General features: G+C 43.0%; 16 protein-coding genes and 1 pseudogene. 14 read left to right on the forward strand and 3 right to left on the reverse strand.

All coding sequences use genetic code 11. The features are described from left to right. Window positions 1-9 precede the first annotated feature (9 nt). From J2Z20_RS00505 to J2Z20_RS00540, 8 genes and pseudogenes are all read left to right on the forward strand, one after another. A complete protein-coding gene (locus J2Z20_RS00505; RefSeq protein ID WP_209844316.1) occupies window positions 10-996 on the forward strand; it encodes an ABC transporter ATP-binding protein in 987 nt (328 codons plus the stop codon). Beyond that, window positions 993-1,967, forward strand: a complete 975-nt coding sequence (locus J2Z20_RS00510) for an ABC transporter ATP-binding protein (protein ID WP_209844318.1) — start codon at window positions 993-995, stop codon at window positions 1,965-1,967. Before J2Z20_RS00505 ends, J2Z20_RS00510 begins: the two co-directional genes overlap by 4 nt. A 162-nt stretch (window positions 1,968-2,129) precedes the next feature. Further along, complete coding sequence (locus tag J2Z20_RS00515) at window positions 2,130-2,765, forward strand: TetR/AcrR family transcriptional regulator (protein ID WP_209844320.1); 636 nt, start codon at window positions 2,130-2,132, stop codon at window positions 2,763-2,765. Window positions 2,766-2,801: 36 nt separating this feature from the next. Then, window positions 2,802-3,647 (forward strand): transporter substrate-binding domain-containing protein, encoded by an 846-nt coding sequence (locus J2Z20_RS00520; protein WP_209844322.1) that lies wholly within the window; start codon window positions 2,802-2,804, stop codon window positions 3,645-3,647. A 3-nt stretch (window positions 3,648-3,650) separates the two neighbouring features. Further along, the gene (locus tag J2Z20_RS00525) at window positions 3,651-4,295 is read left to right on the forward strand and encodes an amino acid ABC transporter permease (protein WP_209844325.1); all 645 of its coding nucleotides are present in this window, start codon (window positions 3,651-3,653) and stop codon (window positions 4,293-4,295) included. A 15-nt stretch (window positions 4,296-4,310) separates the two neighbouring features. Continuing rightward, on the forward strand, window positions 4,311-5,063 hold the full coding sequence (locus J2Z20_RS00530) for an amino acid ABC transporter ATP-binding protein (RefSeq protein ID WP_209844327.1): 753 nt from the start codon (window positions 4,311-4,313) through the stop codon (window positions 5,061-5,063). Between the two features lie 33 nt (window positions 5,064-5,096). Then, window positions 5,097-5,519: an OsmC family protein gene (locus tag J2Z20_RS00535; RefSeq protein ID WP_209844329.1), complete on the forward strand. Its 423-nt coding sequence runs from the start codon at window positions 5,097-5,099 to the stop codon at window positions 5,517-5,519. 68 nt (window positions 5,520-5,587) lie between these two features. Beyond that, window positions 5,588-5,807: pseudogene (locus tag J2Z20_RS00540) on the forward strand (tRNA-binding protein); the annotation flags it as partial. Window positions 5,808-5,849: 42 nt separating this feature from the next. Here J2Z20_RS00540 and J2Z20_RS00545 read toward each other — a convergent pair. Both J2Z20_RS00545 and J2Z20_RS00550 read right to left on the reverse strand, forming a co-directional pair. Beyond that, on the reverse strand, window positions 5,850-6,200 hold the full coding sequence (locus J2Z20_RS00545) for an avidin-fold protein (RefSeq protein WP_209844331.1): 351 nt from the start codon (window positions 6,198-6,200) through the stop codon (window positions 5,850-5,852). A gap of 19 nt (window positions 6,201-6,219) precedes the next feature. Next, complete coding sequence (locus J2Z20_RS00550; protein WP_209844333.1) at window positions 6,220-7,044, reverse strand: GNAT family N-acetyltransferase; 825 nt, start codon at window positions 7,042-7,044, stop codon at window positions 6,220-6,222. A gap of 363 nt (window positions 7,045-7,407) precedes the next feature. Here J2Z20_RS00550 and J2Z20_RS00555 point away from each other — a divergent pair, with 363 nt between their 5' ends. The 5 genes from J2Z20_RS00555 to J2Z20_RS00575 all read left to right on the forward strand — a co-directional run bounded on the left by J2Z20_RS00555 (window position 7,408) and on the right by J2Z20_RS00575 (window position 10,855). Further along, complete coding sequence (locus tag J2Z20_RS00555) at window positions 7,408-7,731, forward strand: LuxR C-terminal-related transcriptional regulator (protein ID WP_209844335.1); 324 nt, start codon at window positions 7,408-7,410, stop codon at window positions 7,729-7,731. A gap of 185 nt (window positions 7,732-7,916) precedes the next feature. Next, entirely contained in the window at window positions 7,917-8,501 is a 585-nt protein-coding gene (gene folE, locus J2Z20_RS00560) for a GTP cyclohydrolase I FolE (RefSeq protein ID WP_209844337.1), read from the forward strand. A gap of 21 nt (window positions 8,502-8,522) precedes the next feature. Beyond that, the gene (locus J2Z20_RS00565; RefSeq protein WP_342454235.1) at window positions 8,523-9,098 is read left to right on the forward strand and encodes a 6-carboxytetrahydropterin synthase; all 576 of its coding nucleotides are present in this window, start codon (window positions 8,523-8,525) and stop codon (window positions 9,096-9,098) included. Continuing rightward, a complete protein-coding gene (locus tag J2Z20_RS00570) occupies window positions 9,070-9,471 on the forward strand; it encodes an STAS domain-containing protein (protein ID WP_209844341.1) in 402 nt (133 codons plus the stop codon). The genes J2Z20_RS00565 and J2Z20_RS00570 overlap by 29 nt, the downstream gene beginning before the upstream one ends. Window positions 9,472-9,670: 199 nt before the next feature. Beyond that, window positions 9,671-10,855 carry a 4-hydroxybenzoate 3-monooxygenase gene (locus J2Z20_RS00575; protein ID WP_209844343.1) on the forward strand — a complete coding sequence of 395 codons (1,185 nt, stop codon included), beginning with the start codon at window positions 9,671-9,673 and terminating at the stop codon, window positions 10,853-10,855. A 2-nt stretch (window positions 10,856-10,857) separates the two neighbouring features. Here the strand turns inward: J2Z20_RS00575 and J2Z20_RS00580 are convergent, their stop codons facing one another. Next, a complete protein-coding gene (locus J2Z20_RS00580) occupies window positions 10,858-11,649 on the reverse strand; it encodes an IclR family transcriptional regulator (RefSeq protein ID WP_209844345.1) in 792 nt (263 codons plus the stop codon). Between the two features lie 194 nt (window positions 11,650-11,843). Here J2Z20_RS00580 and J2Z20_RS00585 point away from each other — a divergent pair, with 194 nt between their 5' ends. Continuing rightward, on the forward strand, window positions 11,844-13,319 hold the full coding sequence (locus J2Z20_RS00585) for an aldehyde dehydrogenase (protein ID WP_209844347.1): 1,476 nt from the start codon (window positions 11,844-11,846) through the stop codon (window positions 13,317-13,319). Window positions 13,320-13,322: the final 3 nt, after the last annotated feature.

Here is a 13,322-nt window from a genome sequence, read left to right on the forward strand (position 1 = left end):
AGGTAACAAATGTCAAATACATTGGTGGAGTTTAAGCACCTGCATACGTATTTTGATACAGAGGAAGGTACATTAAAAGCCGTCAACGATGTCAGCTTCCGCGTCAAAGAAGGGGAGACCGTAGCTATTGTTGGGGAATCCGGCAGCGGTAAAAGTGTTACGGTACTTTCGCTTATGCGACTGGTAGCGGAGCCGCAGGGCAAAATTGTGGACGGCGAAATTATATATGAAGGAAAAAATTTGCTGGCACTGAATCGAAAAGAAATGGCAAGGCTTCGCGGGAAAGAGATCGCAATGATTTTTCAGGAGCCGATGTCTTCTTTGAACCCCGTACTTACGATCGGTGAGCAAATTATGGAACCGTTAATTGAGCATTTGCTCCTTAGTAAAAAAGAAGCTCATAAAAAAGCGGAAAGCCTCATTTCGCTCGTTGGCATTCCGCGGCCTGCTCAAATTATGAAGAGCTATCCGCACGAGCTTAGCGGCGGCATGCTGCAGCGCGTCATGATTGCGATCGCACTTAGCTGCAATCCTAAACTTCTTATTGCCGATGAACCGACTACGGCTCTGGACGTGACGATCCAAGCACAGATTCTTGATCTGCTGCGTCAGGTGAAGGATGAATTCGGGATGTCAACGCTGCTTATTACTCATGATTTAGGCGTTGTTGCGGAAATGGCTGACTACGTTGTCGTTATGTATGCGGGTAAAGTCATTGAGGAAGCGCCTGTTCTTGAGTTGTTCAAAGAACCGCGTCATCCGTATACGCAAGGCTTGTTGAAATCTAAACCGGTGATCGGCCAGCGGAAAGAACGTTTGTATTCGATACCCGGACAGGTTCCGAACCTCGTAGGACTAGAGAATATGTGCTATTTCAGCGATCGATGCGAACATTGCATGAATATTTGCCGTACACAAGCGCCTCCCCTGCGCGATGACGGCCAAGGACATAAAACCGCATGCTGGTTGTATGAGGAGGAGGGGAAACAAGCATGAGCAACGATATCATTTTATCCGTAAAGGATCTTAAAAAATATTTCCCCGTAAAACATAGCATTTTCGGCTATAAAGTAGGAGATGTGAAAGCTGTAGACGGTGTCAGCTTTGATATCAGAAGAGGCGAAAGCTTTGGTTTGGTTGGCGAATCAGGCAGCGGTAAAAGCACCACAGGCCGTACAATTCTGAGACTGCTTGAGAAAACGTCAGGCGAGGTAACTTTTAAGGGGGCTGACCTGTATTCGCTGGATCGGAAACAGATGAGAGAAATGCGTCCGAAAATGCAGTTTATTTTCCAAGACCCGTTCAGTTCACTTAATCCGCGGATGCGTATTGGAGACGCACTGGTTGAGGCGATAGTCGATCACGGGCTTGCCAGCAAAGCCGAGGCGAGAGAGAAAGCTGTTCAAGTACTCCGCATTTGCGGATTATCGGATTACCATATGGAACGGTTCCCGCATGAATTTTCCGGCGGACAACGTCAACGGATCGGCATTGCCCGGGCAATGATGATGGATCCGGAATTCATCGTGGCTGATGAACCGGTGTCTGCGCTTGATGTATCGATCCAAGCTCAGATCATTAATCTGTTCAGCGACCTGCAGGAGCAACGTTCGTTGACGTATTTGTTCATCTCGCATGATCTAAGCGTGGTCGAGCATTTATGCAACCGAATCGCTGTTATGTACTTGGGGAATATCGTAGAAATAGCAGATCGAGACGAATTGTTCTCTCGTCCACTGCATCCTTATACTAAGGCGCTTCTATCTGCAGTACCCGTTCCTGACCCTACACGTAAAAGAGAACGGATTATTCTGAAGGGTGACATTCCGAATCCTGCTGATCCTCCTTCAGGTTGCAAGTTCCATACGCGCTGCCCGTTTGCCGTAGAACGGTGTCGTACTGAAGTTCCTGAGTTTCGTAGTGTCGGCGGCGACCATGCCGTCGCTTGTCATTTGGTAGAAGTGTAATTCTATATTGAGTAAATCTTTGAGCCTGAGTCTAGTAACCCGTTAGACTCAGGCTTTTATGATTAATTATAAATAACTTATTTTCATCTCTTGACAAATCCTTAGTTATCCAATAGGATTTAATTGATTCTACTGACTGACGAGTCAATCGGGAAGGGGGCAATGAATATAGAAGATACAAATTCAAATAAATCGATAGATCGCAGAAATCAAATTTTGCAAATAGCTCTCGAACGGTTTGCAAAATACGGCTATCATCAGACGAAAATATCGGACATTGTTGCGGAGGCTGGCGTCGCACAGGGGACTTTTTATTGGCACTTCAAAAGTAAAGAGGCCATTGCACTGGAAATTATCCGGGATGGTCAGGAACAACTGACGGCGGTAATTTCGCGCGGCTATCGTGAGCGTGTAGGGACGATTCAGGACATGGTTCAAGCTTCAGAGAACCTGTTAAGGAATCTGTTCAAGTTTGCAGAAGATCATCGCTATTTAATGGAACTGCTGCTCACCGGTAATGGAGTGGATGAGTCTATTCGCAGCAGTATCCATGATACGAGACTTGCCATGGAGGTCTCTTTTCGGCGCAATATTGAAAGAGCGATTGAGCTTGGAATGCTTCCGGAGGGGATTGATCCAGAACTTCGGGCAGCGATGCTGATGAGCTTGATTGAAGGGGTCCTTTCCAGGTGGCTGCTTAACAAGGCCGATCCCAATTCGGCAGTATCGAATAGAAGCGCTGAAGAACTAGCCGCTGAAACGGCACGCTTTGAATTTTTCGGACTGCTTGGCATTTAAATGTTAAAAAATGTAATTGATTAAGGAGAGAAACCAATGTTAAAACAAAAACGCAATCCGATTTTAATGATCATTTCCGCTCTGTTGTTAATGAGTGTTATTTTGAGCGCTTGCGGGACGAAAGATAACAATGCAGCTCAAGCAAACAATTCAAAGGGAGACTCTAATTTGCTCGAGCAAGTGAAGGCTGCGGGCGTTCTGAAAGTTGGAATGATGGGAACGTATCCTCCATATAACTTCTTGAATGATAAGAAAGAAATGGACGGTTTTGATGCGGATATCGCTAAAGAAATTGCAAAACGTCTTGGTGTAAAAGTGGAATTTGTCGCTCAAGAATTTTCTGGTATGATTGCGGGATTGCAAGCGAAAAAATTTGATGCGGTTATCAGTCAAATGACTATTACTCCAGATCGTCAGAAGCAAATGGATTTTACTGAGCCATATATCACAAACGAAGTGAGAATTATTGTAAGAGACGACAACAACAGCATCACCAAGCTCGAAGATTTCAAAGGTAAAAAGATCGGTGTCGGCTTAGGTACAAACGATGAAGCATATTTGCGTAATGAAGTGCTTCCGAAAGTCGGTAACTTTGAGATTAAAACATATGACGATGTGAATACCTCACTACAAGATTTGAATTCAGGCCGTATTGATGCAACGATTAACAACATTTATGCTCTAAAACCAATCATTGAAAAGAACGGATTTAAAATTAAAGCAGTTGGAGAGGCCATTAAAGCGGATAAAGCCGGTATTGCAGTTCGTAAAGGTAACCCAGAATTCCGGGATGCACTGGATAAAGCATTGAAAGATATGAAAGCAGACGGCACATACAATGCCATCTTCAAAAAATGGTTCGGAGAGGAACCGGCGAAATAACCTATGGATCTTATATTTGAGAACCTAACCTTTTTGCTCAAGGGTGCGTATTATACGCTGCTCATCACCGTCGTTTCGATGTTCTTTGGCTTCATTATCGGTGTAATAGTAGCTCTTGCAAGACTAAAGGGGAACCGTCTCATCCGAGGGCTCGCTCGTATCTATGTGTCCATTATTAGAGGCACTCCTGCACTGGTTCAGATCATCATTGTTTATTACGGTCTCGTCGATTACGGCATTACACTTGGACCTCTTACCGCAGCTTATGTGGCGCTAAGCATTAATATCGGTGCTTACTTATCTGAGACGTTTCGCGGAGCCATCCAGTCTATTCCTAAAGGGCAGACGGAAGCGGCATATGCGACAGGCATGACACCTTGGCAGACGATGCGGCGAATTATTTTCCCGCAAGCAGCTAGGGTGGCGATTCCTCCGATGGGGAATACCTTTATCGGGATGCTGAAGGAGACATCGCTTGTCTCTGTCATTACGGTTACCGAATTGCTTCGCTCGGCACAGCTCTTGGTAGCCCAGTACTACGTCTATATGCCGTTTTATCTATCGATTGCCGTTATGTATTGGATAATGAGTACTGTCTTCTCCAGCATTTTAAATTACGTCGAAAAACGTTTGTCGAAAGCGTATTGAGACGGAGGATGAATTATGGCAATCATTAAAACATTTGAATTATCTAAGCATTTCAATAATTTAGAAGTACTAAAACATATTGATATCCAAGTGGATCAGAATGAAATTGTTGTGCTTCTTGGACCCAGCGGATCTGGGAAAAGTACATTTCTACGGTGCCTGAATGGACTTGAGGACATTACAGGAGGAAGCTTTGAAGTAAACGGCATTCATGTGGATGCTAAGCTCCCTGCCAGACAAAGGAAAGCTCTGATTCGTGAAATCCGTCAGCATACTGGAATGGTCTTTCAACAGTTTAACCTTTACCCGCATAAAACGGCACTCGGCAACGTAATTGAAGGATTGCTTACCGTCAAGAAGATGAGGAAAGATGAAGCTGTTCATATTGGCGAACGGCTGCTGGACCGTGTCGGCTTGTCTGACAAAAAGGATACCTATCCTTCCCGTCTATCCGGAGGTCAGCAACAACGGGTGGCCATTGCACGAGCTCTTGCGATGGACCCTGCAATCATGTTGTTTGATGAGCCGACGTCGGCACTCGATCCAGAGTTAGTTGGTGAGGTGCTTAGCGTTATGCGGGAGCTTGCACAAGATGGGATGACGATGCTGGTCGTTACGCATGAAATGAAGTTTGCACGTGAAGTTGCAAGCAAGGTCGTATTTATGGCTGACGGTGTAGTCGTTGAAGAAGGAAGCCCGCAGGCATTTTTTGATCATCCACAGACGGAGCGGGCGAAGAAGTTTTTACGACAAATTACTGAACATTAATAGACAAACCAATTACAGAAAGCAGGCGTTAATATGATTGTAAAGACAGTATGGAATGGAAAACGCTCCTTTACATCGGTTGGTCCTTCCGGTTATGAAATTGGCATGGACGCAACAGCAGCATATGGCGGTGAGGGTAATGGAGCCACTCCGATGGAGCTGTTATTGGCTGGTTTAGCCGGCTGCATCGGGATCGATGTAACGATGATTCTTGATTCATTCCTTTCTTCTATTAAAAATATGGAGATTGCAGCTGTAGGAACGAGAAAGGAAGAGGCGCCAAAAGGATTTACCTCGATTGATCTTATTTTCAAAGTAGACGGCGACATTCCGGATTACCGGATATGGAAAGCAATTCAACTTGGCAAAGAAAAGTACTGCGCCGTATCTGATTCGCTGAAAGCGGATATTCATTATCGCGTCATTTTGAACGGGACAGAAGTATTTAGACCATAATTGCCAGGCAGCTAACAGAATAAAGTCTGGTGAAAATAGATCGCAACCTATCACGATAGGGCGGTCTTGGTGAACTAGGCATTAAGCGATCAAGCGCGCAAATTACAAAAAGATATTCTCCGGACAAGCTAGTAGGGAGACAGATCGTCGCCGTTGTTAATTTTCCTCCTAGACGTATTGCGGACTTTGATTCTGAAGTTTTAGTATTAGGAGGCGTTCCTGAGAAAGGGGATGTCATACTCTTAACTCCGGATGAAGAAACTTCCAAACGGCACGCCGATTGCTTGATTCCGTCAACCGACCGTTATAACAAGAAGAGCTAACCTGTTGTCAGGTTAGCTCTTTGATTTCCTCGATGATCGATTCGCCTTCACTATTCTCATCATCTAGCCATTTCCACTTTTCATGCAGCCGAATACGCCCGTCAGATAAAATTTCAGGAATTGACGTACAAATACCGCCTCTCAGTTCGTATTCAGTATTCACATGATTATACCGAAAGGATAAGCGTCCTTGATCGTTTACAGTACCGACTAATGTGCCGAATAGTATATTTCCACCCTTGTACTCCGCATGGATGATAGATCCTTCCTGCTTGTAGTGAAAAATAGTTTCATCGGATACTTCCCCGTTATCTGTATTTGTAACAGATCTAAATACTTTATGATCATAGTTAATCATGAGCAGCCTCCGAGTGTATTCATTTATATTGATAGTAATCCTGACCTTGGACAACTTTAAAACCGCAGGATTCATAGAGCCGCAGCGCATTAGAATTTCTCGCTTCAACCTCTAGGAAAATGCCGTATCCCGCTTCGTGTTCGTCCTTAATAATCTTTTTAAGAGCTTTTCTTCCAATTCCTTTTCCTTGGTATTCAGGATATATGGCGAACCCGTAGATCCATGCTTCTTGCCCTTCATGATGAACTCGTATTTTCCCAACCGCCTGATGATCGTGCTCTATCATATAAAATTCCCGTGGATTATGAAGTTTAACTCGATGGTTAAAATCAGCAGCTTCATTCTCCGAAAAGCCAAAGCAACGAACATCCAGTTGTATTTCGTCTTGAAGGTCTTCTGGTTTAGAGGGCCTTATGGTAACGTCATCGTAATCGAACAGTTCAGTTTCTGACCATTTCATTTGATATTCAGAGACGGAGAATGTGCACGAAATATTTTGCAGGAATGATTTAGCCGAAGAAGAGTTTGCTGGAGCATTCAGAAGAACTCGGGTATATTTTTTTCGCTTTGTAATTTCTTCAAGAGCACTTGTAAACAGTTTGGAAAATATCCCCTTTCTTCGGTAGTTAGGCGACACCATCCCGCACAATTCAACGGAATTGCCAAAGTCATAAAGACCAATAAATCCGGCAAGCTCCTCATTTTCATAGTGAAGAAAGTCATTGCTCTCATCATTATTTCGATTGTGGAGCATATCCCAGTTCAGTTTCAATTGAATATGATCCTCTGCCTCGCATAGACGTTGTAGATTTTTAATATCCTCTAACTGTTTACGGCTAAACATGAAACTCCTCCTGGGATGTGGACATTTATGTAATGATTTCGCCGCTTTATAGCTAAAATCCTTTAGTAATAAAAAAACTCTTACTATAAGTAGGAGACATTGTAGTTAGGTGATTTCAAGTAACGAGCTACAAGCTCTCATTCCAGATATTACACAGAAAATGTTAATCAGCTGAGTAAATATTCAGAATATTTAATTTTAAAAAAGTTGATGAAAAATTAGCCAATTTGCGTTAATCTGTATGAGCCATGTTCAAATCAACCTTCTTATTTTTGGGGTTGTTGGAGATGGCTTTCTCCATTCTCTGTGAGAATATGGATACATAATTATGCAGAATCACTCAGACCACAAGGAGCAAAATGTATGAAAGTAAAAACAATTAAATTCGTTCATTTATTAATCCCAATTTCGGGTTTTATTCCTAAAACGGCCACTCGTGAAAAATTGATAACAGCGATTCGCTGTGCTCTAAACGGAGAGACGATTATTTCAACATCGTTAATCAAAACACTCCGCAGACAAATCATTTTTGAACATGTTTCAGAAATAGGAAATCAAAAAAATTCTATTAGTAAAAAAGAACTTACAATATTAAAAAACCTTGCACAAGGCAAAAGTAATAAAGAGATTGCTGAGACACTATTAATTAGTCAAAGAACTTTGGAATACGCTCTAACACGTATATAATATTACTGTATAGGGATATTTACCCATAGAATAAGATTTTGTAGACAGTCCAAAAGTCCTATGTTAGTGTTTTTACGAAATGTTTTATTCTACAATGGTTGGACTGCCAACTTGTAAGTTCTTTTTAAGTAAATCCAGCCTTTTAAAAGGACTGGATTTTCTAACGTTACGTAGGAGGGAATCTAATGAAGTCATTAGTTAATAACAACATGGTAGACAATAATACCCTTGAAGATAGTATTCGAACCATTCTTAAGGAAATAGGTGAAAATCCGGATCGAGAAGGTCTTTTAGATACTCCAAAACGCGTCGCTAAAATGTTCAGGGAGGTTTTTGCTGGTGTAGGTGTCAACCCTGAAACGGCACTCACCACAACATTTGAAGAAGAATATGACGGGATTATCACTGTTAAGGATATTTCCTATTATACATTTTGCGAGCATCACCTCATTCCGTTTTACGGCAAAGCTCATATTGGATATATACCAGATGGACGAATTGTGGGACTCAGTAAATTTGCTAGATTAACAGATCTCGTATCAGCACGACCACAAGTTCAAGAGAGAATGACGGAACAAATCGCGAGTGCGATTGTTAATGTCTTAAAACCGAAGGGCGTTATTGTAACTGTTGAGGGAACTCACTTGTGCATGTGCGCAAGAGGAGTGAAAAAACCGGGTGCAACGACAGTGACAACTGTGAAAAAAGGGTTATTTGCTGAGAATGTTGCCTTATGCGAGGAGTTCGATCGGTCCATCTCGAGGAATTAATACAGGAGAGGAATGTCAACGGTGCTGAATGAAAAATCTGGGATTGTAGTGAATACAACAGATATCAAACGGATCGTAAAATCGTTTGTTGAAGGGGAGCTTGACGGTAAATTTTTGAATCGTGAACACCTTTATTTTCAGCACCATATTCCAACTACGAAAAATTTGGCTAGGTCCATTTGGAATTCTCTTGAAAACCGTTTTGAAGGATGCAACCTACATCGTATTAGAATTTACGAGAATCACTATTTAAGTTCGGAAAAGGAGGCAGGTTCTTTGACGCGGCTAACTCGAAAATTTTACTTTAGTGCTGCACATCGGTTGCATAGTCATCATTTATCTGATGAAGAAAAGATAAAGTTGTTCGGCAAATGTAATAATCCTCACGGTCACGGTCACAATTACTATCTTGATGTTACGGTAGAAGGCGAGCCTGATTTGAACCCAACATCAGAGGTTGTCGCTATGGTGATCTATAACATGCTGTCACCTCATCTTCCAGAACGTCCAAAAGAGTGCATTATTATGGTAAATCCAATCGATTCTTCAAAAGAGGAATTATTCACTTATGAGCTGGACTTTTCAAGCCTTGGGTGATCCATTTCCTCAAATTGTGAATGAGCAATTGAAGACGATCGTTTCGTTTGAAGGCGATATGGATATTGACGCTACCGAGTTAATGGAGGATGAAATTGTGCCTGAGTTAATGAAGAGCGGGCAGATTGAAATGGATTTTTTGAAAGTGCTTTTTGTAGATTCCTCTGGCATTGGATTATTAATTACGCTCATTCAAAATTTGCAAGACAATGGCAGCAGCGTTGAAGTCATTAATTTATCTGCGGATGTGAAGCAGGTGTTCGAACTGCTTGAGCTTTCAAAAATATTAGGTGAAGGTGTGTTAAAGGATTTCCGTACAAATCTTAAATGGCTAGGCTTATTTGAAACGATTTCCATTAGCTTTCTGGATTAACTGTTATGCAGCTAATCTGGGGAGCTAATTTTATTATGAATCCATTATACTCAAAGTAGGAGTCATTACTGTTAATGTTAAATACCCCTCTGTTCCACATAGAGTAACAACACAGTTGCGTGTCCATCATGAGTGGCTTATGATCAAAAACAATAGGAAGCGTTTTCATTACAATAAAATCCGAAAAGGAGACGAAAACATGCGCACGCAGGTTGGAATTATCGGCGCTGGGCCGGCAGGTCTAATGCTCTCGCACCTATTGTATCTTCAGGGGATTGAATCCATCGTAATTGAGAATCGTACTCGTGAAGAAATAGAAGGGACGATTCGGGCAGGTGTTCTTGAGCAAGGTACAGTCGATCTAATGAATGCTGCTGGTGTCGGTGAACGAATGATGAGAGAAGGACAATTTCATCATGGGATCGAACTTCGGTTTAACGGCAATGGCCATCGAATTAACATGTACGAACTTACCGGTGGGAAGCAAGTAACCGTATATGCGCAGCATGAAATCATTAAAGATTTAACAGCTGCTAGATTACATAATGGAGGACAAATATATTTTGGTGTCGGAGATGTCAGTTTGCATGACCTTGATACGAATTCACCCAAAATCCGTTTTCGTCCTGATAAAGACGGGGAGCTTCACGAAATTTCATGCAATTTTATTACGGGCTGCGACGGCTTCCACGGACCTAGCCGGCCAATGATCCCGGCAAATATTCGTACAGAATTTCAGAAGAAGTATTCTTTTTGCTGGTTAGGTATTCTTACTCAGGCCCCGTCTTCGGCTCCCGAGCTCGTTTATGCAAATCACGATCGTGGTTTTGCACTGCTTAGTACCCGCTCGCCTGAAATTCAGCGCCTATATCTCCAAGTTGACCCTAAAGACGATATTGCAAATTGGTCCGATGACCGCATTTGGACCGAACTGCACGCTCGGCTCGAAACGAACAACGGATTCAACTTAATTGAAGGGCCGATTATTCAAAAAAATATTGTTTCTATGCGCAGCTTTGTCGTAAGTCCAATGCAGTACGGCCGTCTCTTCTTGGCAGGAGATGCAGCGCACATCGTTCCGCCTACCGGCGCCAAAGGGATGAACCTCGCCTTAGCTGATGTGCAGGTGTTGGCAAGAGGGCTTCAAGCTTATTATTCTTCCGGTAAAACCGTTGAGCTTGAACGGTATACAGAGAAATGTCTGCGCCGGATTTGGAAAGCGGAACGTTTCTCCTGGTATATGACCTCGATGCTTCACCGCGACCATCAACATACACCTTTCGAACGCGCAATTCAGCTGGCTGAGCTAGATTATGTAACATCCTCGCGTGCAGCCGGGGCGAGTCTAGCTGAAAATTACACAGGATTGCCTATGGATTTGTAATTCTATATTTTACTTTTTCTTTTAATATATCCAAGCTGCATCGAAATTTCATTGGCGGCTTCAATGACATGTTTGGCGAAAAATGGCGCTTTCGATTGAAGCATCCGCTGCTTTGGACCAACAATCGTAATGGCCGCAACGACTTTTCCGGTATAATCGCGAATCGGAGCTGCTACGGAATGGACGCCTTCTAAAAGCTCCTCATAGCTGGTTGAATACCCTTGCTCTCTAATTTCCGTTAACGTATTAAGAAGTGTTTTAGGGTTTGTAATCGTATTTTTGGTATAGCCGTTTAAATCGCTTCCAATATAGTTGTTAATAAATTCGGTTTCTTGGTGAGCAAGGATCACTTTACCGGAGCTTGTACAATGGAGAGGATTTCGTCTTCCGACATGAGTTAGAAATCGAACGAGGTGATTGCATTCTACTTTGAGCAAATAAATGACATGCCCCTCGTCGAGCACACCGATATGAGCAGTTTCATCAACCTTATTTACTAGATTCCGCACAATAGGCAACGACTCGTTATAAATATCCAAATTAGATGTGACGACCCCGCTTAAAGCTAGTACAGAATATCCTAATCGGTATTTTTGCGTCTCTTTATCCTTTACAAGAAATCCTTCATTAGCCAGTGTCGTTACGAGACGATGTACCGTACTTTTTCCAAGCCCGAGTGCATTCGAAATGTCTGTAATTCCTTGCAGGGGAGTATCCAACGAATAAGAGAGAAGAATATGCAGTGCATTTTGTAATGAAGACAGCAGACGCTTCTCGTTATTTTCTTTTGTCATAGTAGAGACCTCCTATAACGGAAAGGATTATAAAGCCCAAGTTGAAATCATCGTAGCATTGCATCCTAAAAAAGTAAATTGAGTAAAAAATTTAATGTTCATGTTCACTATAATGGAACATCGTTCTTCTAATAGAATGACCGTGTGCTCTATTGTGGAAGTATCACTTACTCTATAACAAAAAGGAGACATGGATGATGCAACAGGCACCTTCAGCTGTAAAAGTTAAAGCGATCGACTGCCTGCACTTTATTAACGGCGAGTTCGTTCCTTCGGTGGATGGCAAAGTTTTTAATAATATCAATCCGGCAACCGAAGAAGTTCTCGGGATCGTTGCGGAAGGAGGTTCAGCCGACGTTGATCTTGCTGTCCAAGCGGCAAAGAAAGCACTGCAAGGACCTTGGAAGAAGATGACGGCAAGCGAGCGCACTGCAATTGTAAGGCGCATTGGAGACTTGATTTTGGAAAGAAAAGATGAGCTTGCGTATTTGGAATCTCTCGATACAGGTAAACCACTCTGGCTGTCGAGCAGTACAGATATTCCGAGATCAGCTTACAATTTCCACTTCTTTTCCGAGTATATTCGTACGCTGAGTAATGAAGCATCACAAACGGATGATGTCGCCCTAAATTATTCGATTCGCCGCCCTCTAGGGGTGGTAGGGCTAATCAATCCATGGAACTTGCCCCTGTTGCTGCTGACATGGAAACTTGCTCCTGCTCTGGCGGCAGGGAACACCGTTGTTATGAAGCCTGCGGAGCTGACGCCGATGACAGCAACAGTTCTTGCTGAAATATGCCGCGATGCAGGCGTTCCGGACGGCGTTGTCAATTTAGTCCACGGCTTCGGTCCGAATTCCGCAGGTGCTGCTCTTGTTGAACATCCTGATGTGAACGGCATTACATTCACGGGTGAAACGACTACCGGTATGGCCATTATGGCTTCTGCTTCAACAACGTTGAAACGTCTTTCATACGAGTTAGGGGGTAAAAATCCGAATATCATTTTTGCCGACTCAGATTTGGATGAAGTCATCGAGACCACTTTAAAATCAAGTTTCATCAATCAAGGGGAAGTATGTCTTTGCGGATCGAGAATTTATGTAGAACGGTCTATTTATGATCAGTTTCTAGACAAATTTGTAGAGAAAACGAAAGGGCTCATTGTTGGCGATCCATTCATACAAGAGACAAAAGTCGGAGCTTTGATTAGCCGAGAGCATTATGAGCGAGTTACAAGCTATATTGAGCTGGCAAAGGAAGAAGGCGGACATATACTGCTCGGCGGTAAACGGCCTGAAGGTTTCGAGAAAGGATATTACCTTGAACCAACGATTATTGTGGGGTTAGATAACGGCTGCCGTGTCGTAAGAGAGGAGATTTTCGGGCCAGTTGTCACCGTAATTCCTTTCGACAGTGAAGAAGAGGTCATTGAACAAGCAAACGATACGCATTATGGGCTTAGCGCGACCATTTGGACGAATGATTTGCGGCGTGCGCACCGAGTTGCCGGGCAGATTGAGGCAGGAATCGTTTGGGTTAATACTTGGTTTTTGCGTGATCTTAGAACGCCGTTTGGCGGAATGAAGCAGAGCGGTATTGGGCGTGAAGGCGGCGTGCACAGCTTTGAATTTTATACTGAATTGACGAATGTTTGCATCAAGCTATAAACC

It is taken from the genome of Paenibacillus sediminis, assembly GCF_017873765.1.
Classification (GTDB): domain Bacteria; phylum Bacillota; class Bacilli; order Paenibacillales; family Paenibacillaceae; genus Paenibacillus_AG; species Paenibacillus_AG sediminis.

Excerpts from the sequence above, each read along its gene's own strand:
- J2Z20_RS00505 (WP_209844316.1), top strand. The coding sequence starts at position 10 with ATGTCAAATACATTGGTGGAGTTTAAGCACCTGCATACGTATTTTGAT.
- J2Z20_RS00510 (WP_209844318.1), top strand. The coding sequence starts at position 993 with ATGAGCAACGATATCATTTTATCCGTAAAGGATCTTAAAAAATATTTC.
- J2Z20_RS00515 (WP_209844320.1), top strand. The coding sequence starts at position 2,130 with ATGAATATAGAAGATACAAATTCAAATAAATCGATAGATCGCAGAAAT.
- J2Z20_RS00520 (WP_209844322.1), top strand. The coding sequence starts at position 2,802 with ATGTTAAAACAAAAACGCAATCCGATTTTAATGATCATTTCCGCTCTG.
- J2Z20_RS00525 (WP_209844325.1), top strand. The coding sequence starts at position 3,651 with ATGGATCTTATATTTGAGAACCTAACCTTTTTGCTCAAGGGTGCGTAT.
- J2Z20_RS00530 (WP_209844327.1), top strand. The coding sequence starts at position 4,311 with ATGGCAATCATTAAAACATTTGAATTATCTAAGCATTTCAATAATTTA.
- J2Z20_RS00535 (WP_209844329.1), top strand. The coding sequence starts at position 5,097 with ATGATTGTAAAGACAGTATGGAATGGAAAACGCTCCTTTACATCGGTT.
- J2Z20_RS00545 (WP_209844331.1), bottom strand. The coding sequence starts at position 6,200 with ATGATTAACTATGATCATAAAGTATTTAGATCTGTTACAAATACAGAT.
- J2Z20_RS00550 (WP_209844333.1), bottom strand. The coding sequence starts at position 7,044 with ATGTTTAGCCGTAAACAGTTAGAGGATATTAAAAATCTACAACGTCTA.
- J2Z20_RS00555 (WP_209844335.1), top strand. The coding sequence starts at position 7,408 with ATGAAAGTAAAAACAATTAAATTCGTTCATTTATTAATCCCAATTTCG.
- folE (WP_209844337.1), top strand. The coding sequence starts at position 7,917 with ATGAAGTCATTAGTTAATAACAACATGGTAGACAATAATACCCTTGAA.
- J2Z20_RS00570 (WP_209844341.1), top strand. The coding sequence starts at position 9,070 with ATGAGCTGGACTTTTCAAGCCTTGGGTGATCCATTTCCTCAAATTGTG.
- J2Z20_RS00575 (WP_209844343.1), top strand. The coding sequence starts at position 9,671 with ATGCGCACGCAGGTTGGAATTATCGGCGCTGGGCCGGCAGGTCTAATG.
- J2Z20_RS00580 (WP_209844345.1), bottom strand. The coding sequence starts at position 11,649 with ATGACAAAAGAAAATAACGAGAAGCGTCTGCTGTCTTCATTACAAAAT.
- J2Z20_RS00585 (WP_209844347.1), top strand. The coding sequence starts at position 11,844 with ATGATGCAACAGGCACCTTCAGCTGTAAAAGTTAAAGCGATCGACTGC.